The following is an 829-nucleotide window of genomic DNA, read 5'->3' on the forward strand; positions in this document are numbered from 1 at the left end:
AACCATGTGGGTACGGCTGCTTTCTAAATGGCGTATGTCGCCATGAACAAAGATTTTGCGAACCATGTGGGTACGGCTGCTTTCTAAATGGCGTAAGCCGCAAAAAACGATCAACAACATTGCCCATTGCATCTTTAAGCTTTCTAAATGGCGTATGTCGCCATGAACCAAAATGTGGCATCCAAAGTCCGCGACTTTGATTTCTAAATGGCGTATGTCGCCATGAACTGATGACCCACCAAAATCAAATATGTTTTATCTTTCTAAATGGCGTATGTCGCCATGAACCTACGAAACCCCTAAAACCTTGCGTTATAACTTTTCTAAATGGCGTATGTCGCCATGAACTTCTACTTTATCGTTGGCCAGTGTACGAAAACTTTCTAAATGGCGTATGTCGCCATGAACATCAGCCTGATAAATCCAATGGTTGCTCAGAATTTCTAAATGGCGTATGTTGCCATGAACAATCACCATACCAATTGTGGTTAGACAAAACTTTTCTAAATGGCGTATGTCGCCATGAACATCATTAGCGCTGATTTAAACATCTTTACAGCATTTCTAAATGGCGTATGTCGCCATGAACTCAACTGTAAATGGATGACATACTGTTTCAATTTTCTAAATGGCGTATGTCGCCATGAACTAGTATGATCTTTGTCGTTGCTGTAATAACGCTTTCTAAATGGCGTATGTCGCCATGAACTTAATCGAAAAGCCGTTGAGTTCACGGCATACTTTCTAAATGGCGTATGTCGCCATGAACTTACCTGTAAAGCAGGTGTTGTATTGGTGGACTTTCTAAATGGCGTATGTCGCCATGAAC

At 41.4% G+C, this 829-nt stretch carries 1 CRISPR repeat array.

Going from position 1 to position 829, the window contains the following annotated elements:
• Positions 1–20: 20 nt before the first annotated feature.
• Positions 21–829: a CRISPR direct-repeat array (repeat unit 28 nt; unit sequence TTTCTAAATGGCGTATGTCGCCATGAAC).

This window comes from Acinetobacter sp. CIP 102129, assembly GCF_000368305.1.
Taxonomy (GTDB): Bacteria; Pseudomonadota; Gammaproteobacteria; order Pseudomonadales; family Moraxellaceae; genus Acinetobacter; species Acinetobacter parvus.